The organism is Staphylococcus arlettae (assembly GCF_025560845.1).
GTDB lineage: Bacteria > Bacillota > Bacilli > Staphylococcales > Staphylococcaceae > Staphylococcus > Staphylococcus arlettae.
Window position 1 is genome coordinate 2,036,785 of the sequence record NZ_CP094803.1, and the last position, 20,001, is coordinate 2,056,785.

Below are 20,001 nucleotides of genomic sequence, written 5' to 3' on the forward strand. Positions count from 1 at the left end.
TACTATCACACATATTTATCTTGTATAATTTCAACAAATTGAGCAAAATTTCGTTTTATACTCTTACATTGTGGGTAAAACTTAACGTCGGATTTACAATATTAAGGAGTGTTTGGAAATGAATCAACTTAATGGATGTAATTATGTTAATCCTTCACAACTTTCACTTGATTGGGAATGTTTTATTGTAAGTGAAAGCGAAATGCAATTGGATGGATTACCACATGAACTAATACAAACGTGGTTGGCTCAAGATATTATTGAACCTTTTTCAATTAGAAATAATGAAATTAATTTCAAAACTAAAGATATTTTGGATGCATTAAAAACACAGAATTGGTATTACACAAGTTAGAATAATCACTTATAATTTAAGCGATATAAACTTAATGCTCTGTTTGCAGACTCTAACATCTCATGATCAATGTAGTGATTATGGAAGTAAGTACGTAAAGTCGCATGGCACGTTTCATTTTTAGGAAAGTCTTTGTCACGTCGTACATTATTGGCTAGACTACCTAATGGTGTATCATCTTCAATAAAACTAATAACAAAATCATAAAATGTCATAAGCATCAACCTCGACTTTATATATTTTAATAGCGCTTTCATTATGTGTGTAATGCCTTTTTTTTAATCATATCAAATTTCAAAGTTTTGTCTACACGTCACTTTGATTTATACAACGTCTATATAGCTTGGAATTCGAGCTATGTCAATGTTTAACAACAAATGTTAAATTTTTATAATTTTTTTAACTTTTTGTAAATAAAAAAGATGACAAACTTTTAAAATTCCTAAGTTTGCCATCTTTTTTATTTACAATATTTAATTTATACTAAAATATTGCCATGCTGGTCAGCAGGTTTGAAAATTGCTAAAATGCCGCCAATAATTGCTATAATTTGAGGAATCCCTGTCCAACAAAACACAAGATATAATAGCCCCATACCCGTTTTACGAGCATAAAATTTATGAACACCAAAACCGCCTAAAAATAAGGCTAAAACAATATAAATCACTTTGTTAACTTCATTCATTATTTCGTTTCCTCCTTTTTAAAGATTATTTTAATCCAGCAAACTTTTGATCAAAAAAGCGTAATTCTAATTTTAAAAGTGCCGTATATTGATCTGTCATAATCTTGTCACTCAACTCTATTGCTTTAGATACAATATAGTGACATAGTTCATAATCATCTTCGGGTTTATTAAAATAATCTTTTACATATTCAATCAATTTAGTTTCTTCAATCAATACTAACGCACGACCATAAGTCGTATCAATTTTTCCTCGTTGAAAAATTGGTTCCAAATAATCTTTTAATTGCTTTACTGAATCAAATCTATCAAATGCACTACTAATATTGCTGTTTACTTTACCTGCAATTTCATTCAAACGCTCCGCTTCACGTGATTTGCTAGGTGACAGTGATTCTCTAATTTTTGTTTTTTGGTCTACAATACGTCGTTCTATGTCTTGTAACGCCTCATCAGATATATTAGAATTTGCTGATTCAAGCTGCTCAATATCATGTTCGATGGCAGATATTGTATTATGCATAGACATTCCCCCATTCACCGCTTCTTATATTATTCACCTTTATTAGTAAATTAAAACGTAGACAAGAGTTAATCGTAAAAATATCTATTGCTCTTACTAAATAAATGCTAAAATCAATATAATACAATTATCATCATTCTTATAATTAACAATTATTTAAAGTTTAAGGAAAATTAAGGGGGGGTGACACTCTTGAATTTACATTTCGCAATAGTATTTTGGTTATCTTGTATATTTTTATTATCCGGCATTCTTTCTTTATTTCTTTATAAAAAAAAGAAAGCATATCAAGAATCATTATTAGGTTTAACTGTCATGCTAATCTTTTTAGGGATTGCAGGCATCTTAGTCAGTGTTGTTTTAACTATATTTTAAAGCATTAGTAAGTAACTATAACAATGTAAAGACACTAACAACAACTTAGTCAGAAAGTGTCTTTACACAATCAATATAACGTTTTAGCGATATTGTAAGTACTAGTGTAAATAGAACTATTAATCAGTAAGAAAGTGATAAATTACTAACATTATAAATGCTAATATAAAATGATAACAAAAACGTTTAACCGCACTTCGCTTTTCTGTTTTTCTATCAGCTGAAGATTGATTTTTATGTTCATATAACTGTGTATTAACAAATAAAAATGGTAACGTAGCCAAAATGGCAAACACCAAACTTAAAACAAATATAATTACCAAATTCATGATTTCATCCTTTCAATGCAATCTATAGTTTAATAGTGTTATTCCCTTTTTGAATATTTTAATACCTACCATGTTCTAAATATCTACTTTTCAGTCACTAGCACTTTTACACTACACACTTCTATATTATTATGTTTTATACTGATGATAATTCACTAAAAAATGAAAGGTTGTACCTAAATGTATTTACAAAATTATCCTTTATGGCAAGTGATCAATAATAGTAACAAGCACTTTATGATTCAAGAAGATAAAACTTCTTTATCTATTGTTAGCCCTATAAATGAGTATGCATTTGGTATATTAAATCAATTGCATTTCACAACAGAAAATAACGAGATTCAACAAATAACACTCGAAAATAATAGTACAGAATTACATATCTCATATGATTTGGCACAACGTACGATCACCATTAATGATGCATAATGCCAATAATAAGTTGTGCATCATTCAATTACGCATCCTAACTGTTGTCTAATTTTAAATTTCGTACAATTAAGCATTGTTTTTTATAATATAGGGACTGCAACACAAAAATGTATAACTTCCACATATACTATAAGTACATTGTTACACAAAGGAGGTTGTACAAATGAATTGGGCAGAAATTGTTAATGGTGTTATCCAAGTTGTGAAAGCTATTGTAGATGCATTTGCATAATTAATCTAAGTATTAACATTGGTGAAGTAAGCTTAAATTGCTTACTTCACCTTTTTTATTTCTTTGACATTTAACTTGAGTGAAACGGGTACAGTTAACTAACGAATAAAATCCAGTTATAACTATATTAGGGACGTGAAAACAATGAAATATTTAAAACATATTCTACTAATTGTCACTGGTCTCATCGTAGTACGCGCACTGTTGTTAAATGTAAACGAACAAAATGAAGGGAAAATCGAAAATAAAGTCAATATTGAAGCCAAAAAATAGAACTATTTTAGCCTCCTAATCAATCTATATTTACTTTGGAACGGTTTAAGCGCATAGCACATTAATTGTGCTATGCACTTCTTTGTATGATACGATTAATTTAAGTAAATTGAGGAGCAGAAAAGTTATGCACCACATTAAAGGTTCACTAGAAAACAACCAAATTTATATTTATTTTATTTCTATTATTATCGCAATTATTTTAGGTTTAAGCTCTGTCGAAATTGGCCAGCTATTGGAGTCATGGATTACGTTATTGCTCGCCATTTTAATGTTTTCTATGTTTACACAAATTCCTTTTACAAAATTAAAGCAAGCGTTAAACCATACAAAATTCATTGGCGTGTTACTACTTACTAATTTTGTAGCAATTCCAATTCTAGTTTTCATCTTAATCCAGCTATTTCAAATAGAAACTAAACCACTAGAGCTAGGTATTTATTTAGTATTGCTTACACCTTGTATTGATTATGTCATTGTATTTACTCATCTTGGTAAGGGAGATGCTTCACTCATAACTATAGCAACGCCGATATTATTAATTGTTCAAATGTTATTACTGCCTATATACTTAACACTGATGTTAGATTACCCCTTGCAAGAGCTAATCGTATTTGAACCTTTTGTCACATCTTTCGTAGTCATCATAGTGGTACCGTTATGCTTAGCGATATTATTACAATATTTTAGTAAGTGGCAACCGTTAATACTTCGTACGCAACAACTAACATCATGGCTTCCAGTACCTATGATGTCATTGGTTTTAATTGCAGTTATCAGCTCTCAAATCAATAAAGTTTTAGCTTCCGCAGAAATAGTATTCACAGTAATTCCGATTTACGTCTGTTTTTTATTATGCGCACCTATTTTAGCACTATTGACTGGAAAACTTTTTGGCTTATCTATTATTGAACAACGTACTTTGACATTTAGTACGAGTACCCGAAATTCACTTGTAGTATTACCGCTTGCCTTAGCATTACCGAGTGAAATAGCGCTCATTACCTCAACGGTTATCATTACCCAGACGATAATTGAACTTATTGGCGAATTAGTTTATATTCGAGTGTTCCCTAAAGTGATTAACTAACGTCATTATAGATCATTAAAATAAGCGTGGCATATAGCTTTAATGTTATATACCACGCTTATGTCATTTAAAATTTGCATTGAAAACATGCTTTGTTAATGTTGTATACCTTTGTCACTTACTAAGATAGCACAGCGCAGTATTAGTTATAATTGACATAATAACCACGCCATATTATAGCTTTAATTCCATATCGTAGTGTGGTATACCATCTTCTAAATATTCTTCTGAAACGATTTGAAAACCAAACGAAGTATAAAATGCTTTCAAATAAGTTTGCCCCGCTATTTTAATTATTTCTTGTGGATACCTTATATTAATTTCATTGATTGTTTGGCTGACGATTTGTCGACCAATATCTTGTCCTCGATATTGTTGGTTTACCAAAACACGGCCAAAATGTACAGCGTCATCTTGTTTATATATTCGTGTATATGCAACAATTGTTTCCCCATTTTTATAAAAAACATGTAGTGCTTGTTTATCAATACTATCTACTTCTTGATAACTGCATTGTTGTTCGACTACAAAAACATTAATTCGTTCACATATAATATTAAATAGTTCATCTTTTGATAACATCTCATATGATTTTACATGCAATTCCATCATTATTCCCCTATCTCGTTAATTTAACATGCGGTAACTTAATATAAGTTTAGCAGTTTTCCATGTTTGATTTCATTGTTTTAGCAAAATCTTGTTCATTATTATCACTAGTCTATCCCAACTGTACAATGACATTATCTTTGTCTTGCTGTAATTACGTTGGTTAAGATTATATGCAGCAAATAAGTGCGTAATTTGAATGGTAAATTTTGACCATATTGCATCATTTGAGCGTGTGCCCTCATATTTATCTAATAATCGGATTAAATCTTCAATCAATGCTGTTTCACTTAGAAAATGACTAATAACAGAATAGAACAATCCTCGCAATTTTATTTTGCGAGGATTGTTCTATTCTGTTATTAACTTAAATTTAAAATGTACTATTTATTATATTTTTCATATTCAACATACAAATGTAGCATTAGTGTTGACCATGTAACATCCATTTCACATTGTATTTGTCAGTAAAAACAGCCATTTTACCACCCCAAAATTGTTCTGCTAATGGCATGGCTACCTCAATAGATTCATGTTGACTTACACGTTCATATAAGGCTTCTACTTCTCTCGTATCCGCTTCATTATTAAGATCATAATCAATTAATAAAGCAATACTATCATTAATCTTTGAATTCCCTCCAAACGCATCTGAAGCTAAGACAGTAGTACCAGCAATTTTAAATTCAGCATGCATAGTTGCATTTTCTGCTTCTGTTTCTGCAAGACCAAAATTGCTCGCTTGATTAGCATCTACAGGTAGACGTTGGATATCTGTAGCACCAAAAACTGCTTCGTAATATGCTAAGGCTTCTTTAGTGTTATCAAATGTTAAATACGGTATTAATGAACTCATATTAATGTCCTCCAGAGCTATAGAATTAAATTTTTATTAACTTAAATACATAATATGTTGCTATTAAGGATGATGTAATTTTCTTGTTTTATGGTCATCCTGTTAAATAACTTACCCAGCTCATAACACAAAAAAACACTTATCCGGAGATAAGTGTTTTAAAAGCTATTAAATTATAATTTAATAACGTTAGCAGCTTGGTCGCCTCTGTCGCCATTAACGATTTCGAATTCTACTGCTTGTCCTTCTTCTAATGATTTGTAACCTTCTTCAGAAATAGCTGAGAAATGTACGAATACATCGTTACCATCTTCTCTTTCGATGAAGCCAAATCCTTTTTCTGCGTTAAACCATTTTACTGTACCTTTATTCATAAAAAATACCTCCTTGTGCTTTTGCACAAAATATTTGTAATCGTTCAATAACACATAGGAGTAAAATTCTTACGAATAAAACTACATACATATATAACGAACTCGAATTACTTATCTTTAGTATACAGTATTTGTAGGACATGTCAAACAACTGTTTACCTTTTCGAAAAATTAACTAAATTTTTTCAATAACACATCAAATATTTTAGTTGGTAAAACAGCATGTAAAAAAACTAATGGTTTTGCTGCAAATCCAACTAGATAATGCGCTTTGCTTTTTTTACTTTCAATTGACTTCACTATATACTTTGCAATAACTGCCGGATCAGACATCATATCTTTCTCATATCGTTTTCGTAAACCTTGAGCAATTTTTGTCGCAGTCACTTCATAAGCGCCACCACGTGCTGAACGCTCTAAATTATCTGCAGAGATGAGTGCCCAATCTGTTTTAACAGAACCTGGTTCTATAAGTACAACGTCTATTCCAAAATCAGAAACTTCTAACCGTAAACTACCACTAAATCCTTCTAAAGCATACTTTGTAGCACTATACCAACCACCTAAATAAGCTGGAATCTTTCCGGACATTGAAGAAATATTGATAATCTTTCCGTAACGTTGTTGGCGCATATATGGTAGTACTAATTTAATCAGCTTAGCAACAGCAAATAGATTCACTTCAAATTGTCTTTTTGCTTCCTCTTCCTCTACATCTTCAATTGCTCCAAACGAACCATACCCTGCGTTATTAATTAACACATCTATACGATGTTCTTTTTCAATTAATGTATCAATCGTATTGTGTATCGAGTCATTATTTGTAACATCTAATTTAATTGGTGTGACGCCGAATTTTTCTAATACTTTCATCGCTTCGACACGACGCGCAGCACCATAAACTTTATACCCCTTTTGCGCAAGTAATTTGGCAGTTTCAAATCCTATACCACTACTTGCACCAGTTATTAATACTACTTTCATTTTATAATCATCCTTTATAGTTGTTACATCCCATTTTAATAACTTAATAATAAATCTTTCATGGATGCATTATAGCATTTGCATATAATTCAGTCGCATTATAACCCTACTGTAAAATAATTTTAATATTATGTTATAACTCACCCAAGTTATATTCTTTGTGCCACTAATTTTTAAGCTTCCTTTATTACAGTATTGTAAAGATCATTACAGCAATACAAAATTACAAAATCCACTAGCAACATCAATAAATATACGGTACAATACAATTACTATTTTAATTATTAATAAAAATAGCTGTTTTTTATAGAGAATTATTCTGAATTATGTTTATGTTACTTTCACAGTGGAATAATAGTACTTACGATACATATTTATATCGCTTACATAAATCATTAAAATAATTGTTCGATATCTAGCTCAAATGTATAATACAAATTATAAAATAATAAATTATCCAAAAGTTATATTGTAAATAACACTCTATAACAAGTCATTACTAAATTGTCTTATATATTAATAAAACCTCACATTGATATAGAGCTAAAAGCTTTTGTATAAGTTATTGTTAAAAACAAAGGTGGAAAATTATGAAAAAGTACGTATTAATTGGTATTGTCTCAATATTAAGTTTTTTAGGATTTCGCTTTTTAGTTGCTAATCCATCAACAGAATTTGACGAATTTGAAGGAGTAGATCACGAAGAGGCAGATGAAGATCGCTCAGATGATCAATTTTAGTCTAATAAATCACGTATCATTTTAACTGGTGTAACTCGTTGTACGAAAGTGTTACACCAGTTTTTGTTCGTACCATAATAGGTCTAACAACATAAAAAAGCCACAGTTAAGTGGCGCTGCAAATTGAATCATAAATTATTATTATTACTCTATAGGTGTTGTTAATCACATACCACCTATTGTTCTATATCAAACCATTACATGAATAACATTAAATATAAAAAAGAGAAAAAGCATGTATTCGTAACTGCACTGTTGATTTACGGATACATGCTTTGTTATTTATTACGTTTAATTTGCTTGTTGATCATCTTCAGCTAATTCTAGCGTCATAGACGTAGGATTGTTGAAAAAGCCAATTTTTGAATATAAATGCGCACCATCACTTGATGCTTTTAAGTTCACTACGTTAACATCTAACATCTTACATTGCTTTATTAATTGGTCGATAACTTGCTTTCCTAGTCCTAAACCTCTATATGCTTGTTTCGTATATACATTTGTTATATAACCTTCTTGACCAGTGTAATTATCATATGCTGGTGGAATTTGTTGAATAACCACAGCGCCTGTAGATACAATTTCTCCATTATCTATTAAAAATATTTGATATATATGTTCCTTCTCAAACACTTCTTCGAAATATTGTTTCATATTATCATCAATATTGACCGTTGGTAACATACCTTGATCTAATAATTGAGCTTTTCTTAATTCAATAATTGTTTCTATATCATTTTTATTTGCGATTCTCATCTCCATTTTAAATTGCTCCTTTTTTAAAGAAATATCAGCACATAAATTTACTATAAAAAGTAGCAATTATCAACTGTTTAACACAAAAAAAGACGACATTTTCGTCGTCTTTTTCACAGCTTAAATTAAATCGTTTTCAAATATTCTTGACCTTCTTTTTTATCGTAAACGCCTTCAGTCTTAGCAATATAGATAGACGCTACAGAGTTACCTAATACATTTACACAAGTACGTAACATTTCTAAAATACGGTCTACGCCAATAATTAGTGCAAGGCCTTGAGGATTTAATCCTACTGAACCCAATGTTGTTAATAATACAACGATTGAAGCTCCAGGCACACCTGCCATACCTTTTGAAGTTAACATTAACGTAACCATTAAAATAATTTGTTCTGGTATGCTTAAATCTACACCATATAATTGCGCTACGAATAGAGCTGCAATTGATTGATACATAGCAGCACCATCTAGGTTAAAGGAATAACCTGTAGGCAATACAAATGATGCGATATCTCTTGGCACACCGAAACGTTCCATTTTTCTCATAACTGTAGGTAGTACAGCTTCAGAACTTGCAGTTGAAAATGCTAACATTAAATCATTTTTCAATAATTTAATAATTTGTGTGATTTTAACACCACAAATTCTAGACACAATGCCTAATACTACAAATATAAAGAAGAACATAGCTACTACTACAGTTAGGCATAATTTGAATAAAGGAATTAGCGCTGATAAGCCAAATGTAATGATTGTTGTTGTAATAAATGCAAATACAGCTAATGGCGCTAATAATAATACTTTACCAATCATCCAGAATACTGCCTCTAATACACCGCCTAAAAAGTCTTTTACAGGAGCTGCTTTTTCGCCAATTGCAGCTAAAGCAAGACCAAAGAATACTGAGAAGAAAATTATAGGTAATAACTCTCCTGTTGCAAGCGCATCAAAAATATTCGTAGGTATAATGTTTACAATTGTATCGATTAGATGGTTTCCATATGTAGTTTCTTCTGCACCTTTCGCAGTTTCTTCATATTTAGAAATATCACCTTTAGGTAACAAATCTGGATTTAGTCCTGTACCAGGTTTAAATAAATTACCAAACACAAGTCCCATAAATATAGCAAAACTTGTCATAATAACAAAATATAGTAAAGTCTTTCCACCATAACGTCCAATCGTTTTTGTATCACCAACATTAGAAATAGATAATGCTAATGAACAAAATACAATCGGCACAACGATCATTTTAATTAAATTTATAAATACATCTCCGATAGGTTGTATGTAATTAATTACGTCCTTATTTCCATGTAATATACTGCCAAGAATAACCCCAAGTACCAAAGCAATAACTATTTGCATTGGTAAACTTATTTTCTTAAATAGTCGCACTATTTAACCCCCTTTTTCTTGCTTACAAATAACAAACAAAATGAAAAAACCAAAAGATGCAATAAATATACATCCCTCAGTTTTTAACATCAATTAAATTTATCATAATAAATACATTTTTGGCAATTCTGAATTGATTACAACTATGTTAAATTTTGACATTTTAGTGTCTGTTAAAAATATCTATTGATTTTTTTACATATTTATACTAATAAAAACATTACTTATTTTATATTGAAAGCTAAGCATTTTTACCCGCTAATAAATACGTACAAAATTATGTATTGAAGTTCTTAGCCATACATGAAAATCATCATAAAAACGCCACTCTAAATATAAGAATGGCGTCTGCACAAAATCAAAAAATTATTGTCTATTTAGTTGCTATGTATCAGCTAAATATAACTGTATAATATCATAAAATTCAGAATAGTAAAATAAAAACACTAATTTACATTATTTTTAATTAATTCAAACTATAATTTTCTATTTAAAATGAATTATATGTAAGTCAACATTAAATTGTTCCTGAAACAAGGGCAAGCACCTGTAATACTTACCCCGAAAATAGATAGAATTAATGTCTGAACTGCTAATATATAATAAATATTATTGTTACACAAACAAAATGATAATAACACGTTAAATTTTCACTTTTTTATATAATATTTTATAGTTTCAATTTTGTTTAAAACGCTATCAGTAAAACTGACATCAGTTACATTTTTAGTAAGGTAATTTACCTCTAACATCAATAAACAGCTCTCAACTATATAAGTCGAGAGCTGCAGTTTATTTTATCAAGCATCTATTTTTAATTAACCATCGCATTTTTGCAGAAATTTACTTTCTACCTAATTTAAGTGCACCTACTATTAATGGGATTTGTAATGGTAATCTTAACCATAAAATTATTTTATTAGGACTTGCACCTGGTTGAAATGGAATTTCTTTAATAGCCATATTGACGTTTGCAGGAAATACCGCAATCATAAATGTAGCTAACAATTTACTTGTGACTGCCTGACCTTTTTTAATCCACAAGAATACACTAAATAAAACTTCGAGAACTCCAGTAAATTGTACGATAAAAGATTTAGCTGGCAAAATATCTGGAACCGTTCTTACAAAGCCGTCTTTTTTAGTAAAGTGCCCTATGCCTGCAATTATAAGTAGCAAAGAATATAACAACCGAAATACCATTTTCATTCTAAAAACACCCTTCACATTACTTTTAGTTCATTGTAACACGATGACTCACACCAGTTAATCAAACCAATTTGGTTTACTAACCCGAACAGTATTATATTTAACAACTTAAAATCCGTTCACAATTGTTTCAAAAACATAATCATATCTCTACATAAAATTCCATTCTCATAAATTTTTTCCTTGTAATGTCTTTCAAAAAAACCTTTATTTATCTCAAGCATTCTAAACCCTGCTTTTTGATAAAAAGCGATTTGTCCAATACTAGAATTGCCTGTACCAACCACAATTTCACTATAACCACTTTCTTTAGCATAGTCGAAAGCATGTAATATTAATTGTTTACCCATTCCACATCCTTGGTTTTTCTCACTAACAGCGATATTAACAAGTTCAACTCTATTCCTTGTAACTCTATTCAATACATAACAACCTATAACTTCTGATTCCACTTTATAAAGAAAACATTCTCCTTTATTGAGCTTTTCTAAAACCATATCCATAGATGGATCGGCTAATAATAAAAGATTAAATGGCGCATCATCTATAGATTTCAATTTTTCAAACACACAAATCTACCCCTTTTTAATATGTCAAAGTTTAAGGGTGTTTCATTAAATTTATCTCATACAATAATAGAGTTAACACTTAATCCTCTACCTTATCAATCTCATAACACCTTTAATCTTCATAGTTATCTAGATTTAACGAACCTGCTGATTCAAAATCTTTAAGATCATTATCTCCATATTGAATAGCACCATTTTCTTTATTAATTTTTATAATTTTTAATCCACCAACACCATTAGTTTGGTAAACTGGAATCTCATAAAAATCACCTTTATCTGTTATTTTCTCAGTATGATTTATGCCACCTTCTTTATAACTGGTATTTTCAATAACTGTCTTAACTGCAGCGTCTGTTAATTTTTCTTTATTAAGTGACCCATCAGCCACATTATTACTAAATAATAATGCTCCTGCTATAATACTTGTTCCTACCACTAATTTTACTTTTTTCATAGTTATCCCCTTTCTGTATCACTGAACTTAAAACCTCATTAATAACTATAATGCGTACAACGTTGTTACCAATAGCCTATCATTAAAATTGTATTTTGAACAATATAAAATTATTTGGTTTTTTATCAATATATAACAATTATTTTCAACCATAACTACCATTGAATCTTAATATTATCCCCAACAAAAAACTAAGGTAAGCATTGTCGTGCCTACCCTAGTTAAATTTTAATGAGCTATTTAGAATTCCTGAATTATTCATATGCCTGGATTTTTACTTTAGTTATATATCCATCATTTTCGTAAAATTGAATCAATGTTCCATTATAATCACGTTCATACATATTCCCATCTGGTGTTTCATAAACATCAGATGGACCATATACTTCTAATAAATCATTTTGTGACACTGTTTTACCATCTAACTCAAAAAGAACAAAATCCGCGTTATTTTCTCCTCTTTCACGGAATTGTTGATCGTAAATATCTACCAATTGTACTGTATCTGTAGTTCCTTTAGTGATGCTGTAACCATTCATAGTTAAATTGTCATGTTTAATTGCGTTAATAAAATCTTCATCCAAAATAAATTCACTGTTAGCAGACGTATAACCAGTAAAGTTATAATGAGGCGTTTCTGCTGCTTGGGCATGTGGTTGATGTGAATAAATGGCTGCTGCACCTATAGCTGTACTAAATACGAAGCCGCACGATAACAAAACCTTTGACACATTATTCATATTAAACACTCCCTGTATGAATTTTGAATCATACTCGACTCAATTGAAATGTTACATCTATATTGCAATAAGTCAACTAAATTCAAGGTGTATTAAAAAAGACAAACACTGATGTGCTTGTCTTAACTATATCTTTTCTTACCTATTCAACTGTCTAATGACTATTAAACTAAAAACTATCAATTGCCAAAAGTAACTTAGTTTTCTATCATACTTCATATTTTAAATAACCGAATTTATTTTTAAAATTTTCATAATCATGTTTATTTTTAAATTGAACACCTATACCTGTATCATCGTGCATGAAAAATGTAATATTCTGGTCTTCACTTATAATAAAAAAATCTAGCCATTTCCACCTTTTATTGATATTTGGTGTTCTCCCCGGAAAATCAAGATTAGCGATACTTTGAATTAAATATTGGTGACGTAAATCTTTTTTATCTATCTCTACAACATAATATTCACAATTTACAAAATCCTCATCAATACTCATATCATTTTTAAATGCTTATCTATGTAAACGATACTTTCATTTATGATGATTTCTAATGTATTTCGACATAAAATTAGTTCGCTCTTTTGGTATGTTGTCAAAAGACATAATGGCTGTAACGAAGATTAATTTTTTATAATTTGAAAACAAATAATTAAATATATCAATAGCATTTCTATTTACTGTTTCAAAATACAAAGGATTATATTCTGAAAAAAAATCGACGCTAATATGTTCAGGTCTCTCTACAAATTGATAAAGCCCTTCAGTAAGATCTACATCAAATGTTAACTTATCTCGAAAAAACTCCTTTTTTTAAATAGGTAATTGAATCATTTTTTCCTCCGTTTTATCTAAAGCTACTTTAATTTCTCCATAAGCATTTTTTAATTTCCATCAATTCACCCATGACTTGCAATAGCTCTTTGAAATATCCATTTAGATATTGAACCCTTGAATGTTGCAAGTTTCTCACATTTACTTATTCTACTTGTTAATATTATTTAATAATTCATTAACAAAAGCAATCGCTGTATTATACTAATTTATAGTTTTTCTTTACTTTTTAATTACATAGATAAAAGAGTCACTTTCCTTTCGAAAATTACGTTCTATACTTAATTGTACAAGTCATTTTTTTCTCAAGTATATATCGAAAGGTTGAGTGAGCCTTATGAAAAGCATTAATATATTAATAAATTTATTACCAAGTGAACTTCAAAATATATTAGAAAATAATGATATTGATGAAGTTTTGATATATTTTATGTCAAATGATATTTCTGATGAAAAAATAGCACTTTATTTATCAACGCTTGCTAACCAAGTTAATACTATTGAATACCATGAAATGGTTGCCAGTATTTATCATTTCCACTTTAATTATATAGATCATGCTTATGATTTAGCATATTATCATTATTGGCAATCATTAGAACTTTCTAATTTTGAAGATTACAACCTTTTAGTTGAGTTTTTAAAAATTATAGACGAACCAGACTTCGATATTATTAATAAGCAGGATCTCAAATCAATTGCCCAAAAAGTTATTGAAAAGGATCCAAATAATAAACTAACTATTAAATTTCTAGACCATTAATAAATAAAAAGAGCAATGAATCTTAAAATTCATTGCTCTTTTATTTTAGTTTGCATAAAGTATTTTATATTTAAGTATTAACATTTAAAACATTAATTACACCTTCAATGTTTGCTTTACTATGTGCAATTTTAAATTCATTTGTATTAGTTGTTGTTTCCTCTTTTATGGAAATAATAATTTAAGAAAAGAATTATGAGACCAATGATTATAAATATACTATCAATTGTAATTTGAACCGTAAGTGACCTATCCAAATCAAAGATATTAATCACTATTGGGCGTAAAATTATTAATATAGCAAACAAGTATTTAGCTATTTTTTAGTAGTAAAATACTTAGCCATATAAAAACACTACCTTTCTCAATAGGGTATTGCTTATTTATTTCTCTACACCATATTAACCGATTATTTTTTCAAGACATTTTCATTTAGTATTAAGAATGCAATCATACCAATTGGTATACCTAACAAAGGTGTTACAAAACAACTTGCAATTAGCACATATAAAATTAACAACCAAATATCATTAGATTCCCACTTTTTATTTAATAAATAATGCCACATTTCTTTTATACTCATAACAATCGCCCTCTTATATTTTGGTCAACTTTATTTTATATATATACATTATCATAAAATCTGACATCATAAAAACCCCATTAACAAGGCATTATATAAAGTGTTTTTATTTTATTCCCACTAATTGGGGTCAGTTCATCATTTAGGTGGGTTTTATATTAGTATCATCATGTAATAATTTATAATTTAAGGTGTAATATAGGATAGTCTTTACCATGTTCGTCGGTTTGTGATTCTTTATATTTTTTAAATCCATTTTTGATATAAATATTTACTGCGTTATGATTATCTTTATATACATCGACGTATTGAACTTTATTTTCTTGAATATGATATTGAAGTATTTTTGTACCGTATCCTTTTTTAAAATATTTAGGATCTATAAATAACATATCTAAGTTTTGTTCGTTTGTACTTGAAATACCAATTGGTTCATCATTTTCAAACCATAAATAGACTTCGACACGTTTAAAATACTTTGGAATTTCAGATTTAAATTCCAATCTATCTTTTTCTTTTAAAAAATCATGGGTTGCAGTAACAGAGCTTTCCCATATTTCTAATGCTTTTTGATAGTCTTTTTCCTGAAGTTTTATTTTTGATAGATTCATATTTTCGCCTCCTAGTCTTAATTTAATATTTACGACTAGTTTTTAAATTTTATTTAACTCTATGTCTGCGTCTATTTGAAGCTGCAATATACCAATAGGTTTTCTATTTATGTAAAACGCTTATATTAAAGCACATGTTATATAACGATTGCTATTTCGTCAATATTTACTTATACAGTCTTTCAATTTATTTGCTCATAAATATAATACTCCATTTGTATATATACTACTAAAACAGCCATACATTAACATGTGTGGTTATTTTAGTAGTATCAAGACTAGAACAAACTCTTTTTTACTTCTTAAGTTATTATTTTTTACCTTATTGCACATTAGACTTCAATTTTGATTTATTACCACGCTAATATATAAACAATTATATATTAGGAGGTGTTTCTATAAATTGAGAAATAAATTTATATCTTTTTTAGTTTTAATACTATTAATTACATTTATTTCTTCCCCCATTTCAGTGCTTGGAAATGAATATGAAGATGTTGATTCGATTGGAACTTTAGACGAAAGTATAAATCAAGCTGAACAGGATAATTTACCAGATTATGTTCCTGTAAAATCGACACAACACTATGAAAATCGAAATGCGATAGTTAGGTTCATTATTAAACATGGGATGAAGGCGTATAAAAGTATAAAATATGCTCCAAAATACCCAGCAGGATTTAAACCAGTTCAAAATGGAACAAAACATTCCACTGTAAACAATAAACCGTTGCTCAAAGATTTGCGGAAAATCGAATCTGGTAGATGGGTTAAAGTATACAAAAATGGCTATGTAAAAGGAAAAAAGGTTTCTGTTCATTACTTTCAAAGTAAATCTGGCTATGTATTTGATGTAAAAACTAAAAATAGATGGAGTCAATTTTAATGATTGCGTTTGAAAACAAATTAGAAATTGAAAAATTTTCACTCATAACGATATATGGATTATTTAAGCAAGTAAATCTAGGGTTAATTAGTATAGATGATGCGGAGTGTATATTCTTTACACCTTATATCATGGAAGAATTAGAAAATTACAATGTTCGACAAGAAATCATAGATTTAGTACATGAAGGTACAGAATTAGAAAATTTTGAAACTTTTAATATTTCTGTCGAAATAGAAACGGATCGATTAATCAAACAAACCGAAGCATTATTATTACAATATAAGAATATTGAATTTACAGAAAAAATGTTGACTGAATTTATTATAATGAAAAAAAATCCACCGGAATAATACTTTGAATTTAAGGGTAGATCGAATTAACGGACTTTGAAAAGTGAATTACTTATCTTCTTTGTTGTTTCGCTTTCGGTCTAGGACAATGATGTGCCACAATCTAAGTTGTTTTAAAAGCTTCTGGTGATTTGTATGTTAATAAAATCACTAGAGCTTTTATTATTTCATCTACTTTAACACTCCCTTTTCACGAGTGTTGGTAATGTGTATCTAAACCTTATATATACAATAATAATATAAAATATGCTCCAAAATACCCATCAGGATTTAAACCAGTTCAAAATGGAACCAAACATACTACTGTAAACAATAAACCGTTGCTTAGAGATTTGCGGAAAATCGAATCTGGTAGATGAGTTAAAGTATACAAAATGGCTATGTATTTGATGTAAAAACTAAAAATAGATGGAGTCAATTTTAATGATTGCATTTGAAAACAAATTAGAAATTGAAAAATTTTCACTAATTACAATATATGGATTATTTAAGCAAGTAAATCTAGGGTTAATAAGTATAGAAAATGCTGAACGCATGTTTTTCAGCCCATATATTATGGGAGAGCTAAAAAAATACAATGTTCGACAAGATATCATCGACTTAGTACATGAAGGTACAGAATTAGAAAATTTTGAAACTTTTAATATTTCTGTCGAAAAAGAAACGAATCGACTAATCAAACAAACCGAAAAATTATTGGTAGAATATAAAAATGTTGAATTTACAGAAGAGAAGTTGACTGAATTTATTATAAAGAAAGAAATTTCACCTGAATAATACATTGAATTTAAGGGCACACTACTGTGCCCTATATATTTTACTTAATACATAACTTCAATAATAATGTTTTCTTTCTATATCATAATACAAGTTCCATCATAATCCCATCAGTTGTTTTTATGAATCCATTTTTTTCATAAAATTTTGACGATAGTTCTCCACCTGTAATTAAGAAAATAGTATTTATATTTTCCCGTTTCATTGCATCGGAGACATAGCTTATTAATTGTTTCCCAATACCCAATTTTTGTTGGGAAGGTATTACATTGAATTCATCTATACAAAATTGATTTAAACCACTAAAATAATAATCAATTCTACCTAGACACATAGCTATTATTTTCCCCTTTTCTTCAACAACGTATCCTCTTGAGTTAAACCCACTCATTGTTGCTTCAATTCTAAGTAATGCTTCATTTTCAGTCCATTTATTATTCCATGGCGGACCAGCATATGCTGCGACTAAATTTTTAGCACAATCATTATAATCAACCGCATGAATTTTTCTAATGTTCATAGTTATACCTCCATTTCTCTATAGCCAACAAATTACTCTAATTCAAATCTATAATTCACAGAATATTCTAACATAAATGCATATAAATAATATCTGCTATATAGAAAAATGAGTAACCTAAATTTATCCAAATATACCTGCTTATTAAAAATATGATTATTTTATCTCCACAATATCTTTCAAACCCAATTTAACTATTGCATTTTCTTCATATCAAATATAAATTTTGTGACTATGAATCAAATTTGTAAATATAAGTCTCGTATTTTTAATATAGGGTTTACTAAATGACTCATTGATTAATTAATGAGTCATTTAACTTTTGTAATAGGTCACTTTTCCAATTGTTTCAAAATCAAAGTTCTTCATCATGTAAATTCATAAAATATATATGATTATCTGTCCATTCTCCAAATTCATATATAAAGCCTTTTCTAGTACATTCAAACTCAAATCCTAGTTTTTTTAACAAATTTGAGGAAGGTTTATTATCTAAATTCACATGTGCTTCAAGCCTATGAAACCCTAATTCTTTATTAGCAATTTCCAAAACTTTTAACATCGATTCGTAGGCAAAACCATTGTTCCAAAATTGATTATGTATATAAAAACCACATTCACCCCATTGAAAGTTTTCACGCTCAATAGTAACTATATCAATCATTCCTAGATGCTTCCCTTTTTTATCGAAAATAGAAAAAATATACATCTCATCGTTTTCAAATAATTTTCTATGATTGTCCACGAAATTATTAAACCACTTTTTATTTCTATCAGTTAAATCTATTTTGCCTTTATCATGTCTATACTTTGACTCTTCCCTTTCAGAAAAACTTAAAAGCCAAGAATCATAATCCGAAAAGTCTAATGGTCTTATAATCAAACGATCAGTGCTAAAATTATAATCTTGAAAATTCAATAAATCTCCTCCATTTTTATAATTTAATTTCACTCTATTTCAATTTCTTTATTGACGTTAAGATCAGAATAATTTACTTACACAATATCATAATAAATAAGGCAAGCACATAAGTCTTTACCCTTAATCAATCGGATACACTTCCATTTTTGTTACTTAAAATAAATCACTACGATGATTAGTTGTGAAAACCTGATTTTGATTAAATCAGAAATTAGCAACTTTTTGTGTATTTTAATAGTACAATTATTTAAGAACAAAAATACAGATACGAATTATAACTTTTGTTTTTTGGATGAAATTTTAGAAGATGTTAAAAAGCGCTTGGAACTTTATTACACTTATCATATAAGGTGTTTTATTTTTTACTTTGAAATCATCTGCTGATTCATTTGTTTCTCAATATGGTTTAAAGGTAAAAGTTAAAAATTTGTTTATTGATGGTTATCTTAAATACATTATCCTAAGAATTCCTTATAATTTCTATTTTTATTGTGCTTATATTACTAACCTTAATATATCTATCACTTTCTTTTAAATAAAAGTAATGATGTTTTTTAATCGCTTTTTCAAAACGTTTTAAAGCTATACTTTCATCTATTTTCCAAACATTTTCTACATACTCACGAAAAATATTACCGTCATTCATTTCTATTATAAAAACAAAAATTTCCTTCAATTACACTCACCCCATGTAAACATTATAGTTACGATTATCCAATTAACCACTTCTCAACGCAACAAAGACGCTCTCACAGAACGAAAAACACTC

At 28.9% G+C, this 20,001-nt stretch carries 30 protein-coding genes; 10 read left to right on the forward strand and 20 right to left on the reverse strand.

Features of this window, described 5'->3' with window-relative positions; translation table 11 throughout:
• The first annotated feature begins 118 nt into the window (after positions 1 to 118).
• Positions 119 to 355: a hypothetical protein gene (locus MUA37_RS09945; protein WP_021459109.1), complete on the forward strand. Its 237-nt coding sequence runs from the start codon at positions 119 to 121 to the stop codon at positions 353 to 355.
• 5 nt (positions 356 to 360) lie between these two features.
• Here the strand turns inward: MUA37_RS09945 and MUA37_RS09950 are convergent, their stop codons facing one another.
• The 3 genes from MUA37_RS09950 to MUA37_RS09960 form a co-directional block, all read right to left on the reverse strand.
• Positions 361 to 570 (reverse strand): YozE family protein, encoded by a 210-nt coding sequence (locus MUA37_RS09950; protein WP_002510419.1) that lies wholly within the window; start codon positions 568 to 570, stop codon positions 361 to 363.
• Between the two features lie 263 nt (positions 571 to 833).
• A complete protein-coding gene (locus tag MUA37_RS09955) occupies positions 834 to 1,040 on the reverse strand; it encodes a TM2 domain-containing protein (RefSeq protein ID WP_002510418.1) in 207 nt (68 codons plus the stop codon).
• A 25-nt stretch (positions 1,041 to 1,065) separates the two neighbouring features.
• Positions 1,066 to 1,563, reverse strand: coding sequence for a hypothetical protein (locus tag MUA37_RS09960; protein ID WP_142019777.1), 498 nt, complete (start codon positions 1,561 to 1,563; stop codon positions 1,066 to 1,068).
• Between the two features lie 183 nt (positions 1,564 to 1,746).
• Here MUA37_RS09960 and tsaT point away from each other — a divergent pair, with 183 nt between their 5' ends.
• Positions 1,747 to 1,938, forward strand: coding sequence for a type II toxin-antitoxin system toxin TsaT (gene tsaT / locus MUA37_RS09965; RefSeq protein WP_369946162.1), 192 nt, complete (start codon positions 1,747 to 1,749; stop codon positions 1,936 to 1,938).
• Between the two features lie 119 nt (positions 1,939 to 2,057).
• Here tsaT and MUA37_RS09970 read toward each other — a convergent pair whose 3' ends face one another.
• Positions 2,058 to 2,267, reverse strand: a complete 210-nt coding sequence (locus MUA37_RS09970; protein ID WP_002510415.1) for a hypothetical protein — start codon at positions 2,265 to 2,267, stop codon at positions 2,058 to 2,060.
• 180 nt (positions 2,268 to 2,447) lie between these two features.
• Here MUA37_RS09970 and MUA37_RS09975 point away from each other — a divergent pair, with 180 nt between their 5' ends.
• The 3 genes from MUA37_RS09975 (at position 2,448) to MUA37_RS09985 (ending at position 4,294) form a co-directional block, all read left to right on the forward strand.
• A complete protein-coding gene (locus MUA37_RS09975) occupies positions 2,448 to 2,696 on the forward strand; it encodes a hypothetical protein (RefSeq protein ID WP_002510414.1) in 249 nt (82 codons plus the stop codon).
• Positions 2,697 to 3,075: 379 nt separating this feature from the next.
• Complete coding sequence (locus tag MUA37_RS09980) at positions 3,076 to 3,204, forward strand: hypothetical protein (protein WP_021459111.1); 129 nt, start codon at positions 3,076 to 3,078, stop codon at positions 3,202 to 3,204.
• Between the two features lie 127 nt (positions 3,205 to 3,331).
• A complete protein-coding gene (locus tag MUA37_RS09985) occupies positions 3,332 to 4,294 on the forward strand; it encodes an arsenic resistance protein (protein ID WP_142019779.1) in 963 nt (320 codons plus the stop codon).
• A gap of 174 nt (positions 4,295 to 4,468) precedes the next feature.
• Here the strand turns inward: MUA37_RS09985 and MUA37_RS09990 are convergent, their stop codons facing one another.
• From MUA37_RS09990 to MUA37_RS10005, 4 genes are all read right to left on the reverse strand, one after another.
• Positions 4,469 to 4,903, reverse strand: coding sequence for a GNAT family N-acetyltransferase (locus MUA37_RS09990; RefSeq protein ID WP_103388093.1), 435 nt, complete (start codon positions 4,901 to 4,903; stop codon positions 4,469 to 4,471).
• Between the two features lie 424 nt (positions 4,904 to 5,327).
• Positions 5,328 to 5,759, reverse strand: coding sequence for a VOC family protein (locus MUA37_RS09995; protein WP_002510411.1), 432 nt, complete (start codon positions 5,757 to 5,759; stop codon positions 5,328 to 5,330).
• 173 nt (positions 5,760 to 5,932) lie between these two features.
• Positions 5,933 to 6,133, reverse strand: a complete 201-nt coding sequence (locus MUA37_RS10000) for a cold-shock protein (protein ID WP_002510410.1) — start codon at positions 6,131 to 6,133, stop codon at positions 5,933 to 5,935.
• Between the two features lie 171 nt (positions 6,134 to 6,304).
• Positions 6,305 to 7,117 carry an oxidoreductase gene (locus MUA37_RS10005; RefSeq protein ID WP_002510409.1) on the reverse strand — a complete coding sequence of 271 codons (813 nt, stop codon included), beginning with the start codon at positions 7,115 to 7,117 and terminating at the stop codon, positions 6,305 to 6,307.
• A 590-nt stretch (positions 7,118 to 7,707) separates the two neighbouring features.
• On the opposite strand from MUA37_RS10005, the gene MUA37_RS10010 reads away from it, so the two are divergent.
• Positions 7,708 to 7,857 (forward strand): hypothetical protein, encoded by a 150-nt coding sequence (locus tag MUA37_RS10010; RefSeq protein ID WP_021459112.1) that lies wholly within the window; start codon positions 7,708 to 7,710, stop codon positions 7,855 to 7,857.
• A 291-nt stretch (positions 7,858 to 8,148) separates the two neighbouring features.
• On the opposite strand, the gene MUA37_RS10015 is transcribed toward MUA37_RS10010, so the two are convergent.
• The 7 genes from MUA37_RS10015 to MUA37_RS10045 form a co-directional block, all read right to left on the reverse strand.
• Positions 8,149 to 8,619, reverse strand: a complete 471-nt coding sequence (locus tag MUA37_RS10015) for a GNAT family N-acetyltransferase (RefSeq protein ID WP_002510408.1) — start codon at positions 8,617 to 8,619, stop codon at positions 8,149 to 8,151.
• Between the two features lie 119 nt (positions 8,620 to 8,738).
• Positions 8,739 to 10,013, reverse strand: coding sequence for a cation:dicarboxylate symporter family transporter (locus MUA37_RS10020; protein ID WP_002510407.1), 1,275 nt, complete (start codon positions 10,011 to 10,013; stop codon positions 8,739 to 8,741).
• An 843-nt stretch (positions 10,014 to 10,856) separates the two neighbouring features.
• Positions 10,857 to 11,222, reverse strand: coding sequence for a DoxX family protein (locus MUA37_RS10025; RefSeq protein WP_002510406.1), 366 nt, complete (start codon positions 11,220 to 11,222; stop codon positions 10,857 to 10,859).
• Between the two features lie 119 nt (positions 11,223 to 11,341).
• The gene (locus MUA37_RS10030; RefSeq protein ID WP_002510405.1) at positions 11,342 to 11,791 is read right to left on the reverse strand and encodes a GNAT family N-acetyltransferase; all 450 of its coding nucleotides are present in this window, start codon (positions 11,789 to 11,791) and stop codon (positions 11,342 to 11,344) included.
• Between the two features lie 112 nt (positions 11,792 to 11,903).
• Entirely contained in the window at positions 11,904 to 12,245 is a 342-nt protein-coding gene (locus MUA37_RS10035) for a hypothetical protein (RefSeq protein WP_103388086.1), read from the reverse strand.
• 254 nt (positions 12,246 to 12,499) lie between these two features.
• Positions 12,500 to 12,985, reverse strand: a complete 486-nt coding sequence (gene isaB, locus MUA37_RS10040; RefSeq protein ID WP_002510403.1) for an immunodominant staphylococcal antigen IsaB family protein — start codon at positions 12,983 to 12,985, stop codon at positions 12,500 to 12,502.
• A gap of 208 nt (positions 12,986 to 13,193) precedes the next feature.
• Positions 13,194 to 13,481 (reverse strand): DUF3885 domain-containing protein, encoded by a 288-nt coding sequence (locus MUA37_RS10045; RefSeq protein WP_002510402.1) that lies wholly within the window; start codon positions 13,479 to 13,481, stop codon positions 13,194 to 13,196.
• 673 nt (positions 13,482 to 14,154) lie between these two features.
• Between MUA37_RS10045 and MUA37_RS10050 the strand changes: the two genes are divergently transcribed.
• A complete protein-coding gene (locus MUA37_RS10050) occupies positions 14,155 to 14,580 on the forward strand; it encodes a hypothetical protein (protein WP_002510400.1) in 426 nt (141 codons plus the stop codon).
• Between the two features lie 409 nt (positions 14,581 to 14,989).
• Here the strand turns inward: MUA37_RS10050 and MUA37_RS10055 are convergent, their stop codons facing one another.
• Both MUA37_RS10055 and MUA37_RS10060 read right to left on the reverse strand, forming a co-directional pair.
• On the reverse strand, positions 14,990 to 15,163 hold the full coding sequence (locus tag MUA37_RS10055) for a VraH family peptide resistance protein (RefSeq protein ID WP_002510399.1): 174 nt from the start codon (positions 15,161 to 15,163) through the stop codon (positions 14,990 to 14,992).
• 179 nt (positions 15,164 to 15,342) lie between these two features.
• Positions 15,343 to 15,774 carry a GNAT family N-acetyltransferase gene (locus tag MUA37_RS10060; protein ID WP_021459117.1) on the reverse strand — a complete coding sequence of 144 codons (432 nt, stop codon included), beginning with the start codon at positions 15,772 to 15,774 and terminating at the stop codon, positions 15,343 to 15,345.
• Between the two features lie 403 nt (positions 15,775 to 16,177).
• On the opposite strand from MUA37_RS10060, the gene MUA37_RS10065 reads away from it, so the two are divergent.
• From MUA37_RS10065 to MUA37_RS10075, 3 genes are all read left to right on the forward strand, one after another.
• Positions 16,178 to 16,660: a hypothetical protein gene (locus tag MUA37_RS10065; protein ID WP_193325110.1), complete on the forward strand. Its 483-nt coding sequence runs from the start codon at positions 16,178 to 16,180 to the stop codon at positions 16,658 to 16,660.
• The gene (locus MUA37_RS10070) at positions 16,660 to 17,013 is read left to right on the forward strand and encodes a DUF3969 family protein (protein WP_002510519.1); all 354 of its coding nucleotides are present in this window, start codon (positions 16,660 to 16,662) and stop codon (positions 17,011 to 17,013) included. The genes MUA37_RS10065 and MUA37_RS10070 overlap by 1 nt, the downstream gene beginning before the upstream one ends.
• Before the next feature lie 423 nt (positions 17,014 to 17,436).
• Positions 17,437 to 17,790 carry a DUF3969 family protein gene (locus MUA37_RS10075; RefSeq protein ID WP_002510520.1) on the forward strand — a complete coding sequence of 118 codons (354 nt, stop codon included), beginning with the start codon at positions 17,437 to 17,439 and terminating at the stop codon, positions 17,788 to 17,790.
• Positions 17,791 to 17,872: 82 nt separating this feature from the next.
• On the opposite strand, the gene MUA37_RS10080 is transcribed toward MUA37_RS10075, so the two are convergent.
• The 3 genes from MUA37_RS10080 to MUA37_RS10090 form a co-directional block, all read right to left on the reverse strand.
• Complete coding sequence (locus tag MUA37_RS10080) at positions 17,873 to 18,310, reverse strand: GNAT family N-acetyltransferase (protein ID WP_021459119.1); 438 nt, start codon at positions 18,308 to 18,310, stop codon at positions 17,873 to 17,875.
• Between the two features lie 355 nt (positions 18,311 to 18,665).
• On the reverse strand, positions 18,666 to 19,229 hold the full coding sequence (locus tag MUA37_RS10085; RefSeq protein ID WP_002510522.1) for a GNAT family N-acetyltransferase: 564 nt from the start codon (positions 19,227 to 19,229) through the stop codon (positions 18,666 to 18,668).
• Positions 19,230 to 19,692: 463 nt separating this feature from the next.
• Positions 19,693 to 19,908 (reverse strand): hypothetical protein, encoded by a 216-nt coding sequence (locus MUA37_RS10090; RefSeq protein WP_021459120.1) that lies wholly within the window; start codon positions 19,906 to 19,908, stop codon positions 19,693 to 19,695.
• Between the last annotated feature and the right edge of the window lie 93 nt (positions 19,909 to 20,001).

Excerpts from the sequence above, each read along its gene's own strand:
- MUA37_RS10035 (WP_103388086.1), bottom strand. The coding sequence starts at position 12,245 with ATGAAAAAAGTAAAATTAGTGGTAGGAACAAGTATTATAGCAGGAGCA.
- MUA37_RS10005 (WP_002510409.1), bottom strand. The coding sequence starts at position 7,117 with ATGAAAGTAGTATTAATAACTGGTGCAAGTAGTGGTATAGGATTTGAA.
- MUA37_RS09990 (WP_103388093.1), bottom strand. The coding sequence starts at position 4,903 with ATGGAATTGCATGTAAAATCATATGAGATGTTATCAAAAGATGAACTA.
- MUA37_RS10075 (WP_002510520.1), top strand. The coding sequence starts at position 17,437 with ATGATTGCATTTGAAAACAAATTAGAAATTGAAAAATTTTCACTAATT.
- MUA37_RS09985 (WP_142019779.1), top strand. The coding sequence starts at position 3,332 with ATGCACCACATTAAAGGTTCACTAGAAAACAACCAAATTTATATTTAT.
- MUA37_RS09970 (WP_002510415.1), bottom strand. The coding sequence starts at position 2,267 with ATGAATTTGGTAATTATATTTGTTTTAAGTTTGGTGTTTGCCATTTTG.
- MUA37_RS09980 (WP_021459111.1), top strand. The coding sequence starts at position 3,076 with ATGAAATATTTAAAACATATTCTACTAATTGTCACTGGTCTCATCGTA.
- MUA37_RS09945 (WP_021459109.1), top strand. The coding sequence starts at position 119 with ATGAATCAACTTAATGGATGTAATTATGTTAATCCTTCACAACTTTCA.
- MUA37_RS10070 (WP_002510519.1), top strand. The coding sequence starts at position 16,660 with ATGATTGCGTTTGAAAACAAATTAGAAATTGAAAAATTTTCACTCATA.
- MUA37_RS10000 (WP_002510410.1), bottom strand. The coding sequence starts at position 6,133 with ATGAATAAAGGTACAGTAAAATGGTTTAACGCAGAAAAAGGATTTGGC.
- MUA37_RS09955 (WP_002510418.1), bottom strand. The coding sequence starts at position 1,040 with ATGAATGAAGTTAACAAAGTGATTTATATTGTTTTAGCCTTATTTTTA.
- MUA37_RS10045 (WP_002510402.1), bottom strand. The coding sequence starts at position 13,481 with ATGAGTATTGATGAGGATTTTGTAAATTGTGAATATTATGTTGTAGAG.
- MUA37_RS09960 (WP_142019777.1), bottom strand. The coding sequence starts at position 1,563 with ATGCATAATACAATATCTGCCATCGAACATGATATTGAGCAGCTTGAA.
- MUA37_RS10080 (WP_021459119.1), bottom strand. The coding sequence starts at position 18,310 with ATGAACATTAGAAAAATTCATGCGGTTGATTATAATGATTGTGCTAAA.
- MUA37_RS10050 (WP_002510400.1), top strand. The coding sequence starts at position 14,155 with ATGAAAAGCATTAATATATTAATAAATTTATTACCAAGTGAACTTCAA.
- MUA37_RS09950 (WP_002510419.1), bottom strand. The coding sequence starts at position 570 with ATGACATTTTATGATTTTGTTATTAGTTTTATTGAAGATGATACACCA.
- MUA37_RS10025 (WP_002510406.1), bottom strand. The coding sequence starts at position 11,222 with ATGAAAATGGTATTTCGGTTGTTATATTCTTTGCTACTTATAATTGCA.
- MUA37_RS10060 (WP_021459117.1), bottom strand. The coding sequence starts at position 15,774 with ATGAATCTATCAAAAATAAAACTTCAGGAAAAAGACTATCAAAAAGCA.
- MUA37_RS10010 (WP_021459112.1), top strand. The coding sequence starts at position 7,708 with ATGAAAAAGTACGTATTAATTGGTATTGTCTCAATATTAAGTTTTTTA.
- isaB (WP_002510403.1), bottom strand. The coding sequence starts at position 12,985 with ATGAATAATGTGTCAAAGGTTTTGTTATCGTGCGGCTTCGTATTTAGT.
- MUA37_RS10015 (WP_002510408.1), bottom strand. The coding sequence starts at position 8,619 with ATGGAGATGAGAATCGCAAATAAAAATGATATAGAAACAATTATTGAA.
- MUA37_RS10055 (WP_002510399.1), bottom strand. The coding sequence starts at position 15,163 with ATGAGTATAAAAGAAATGTGGCATTATTTATTAAATAAAAAGTGGGAA.
- MUA37_RS09975 (WP_002510414.1), top strand. The coding sequence starts at position 2,448 with ATGTATTTACAAAATTATCCTTTATGGCAAGTGATCAATAATAGTAAC.
- MUA37_RS09995 (WP_002510411.1), bottom strand. The coding sequence starts at position 5,759 with ATGAGTTCATTAATACCGTATTTAACATTTGATAACACTAAAGAAGCC.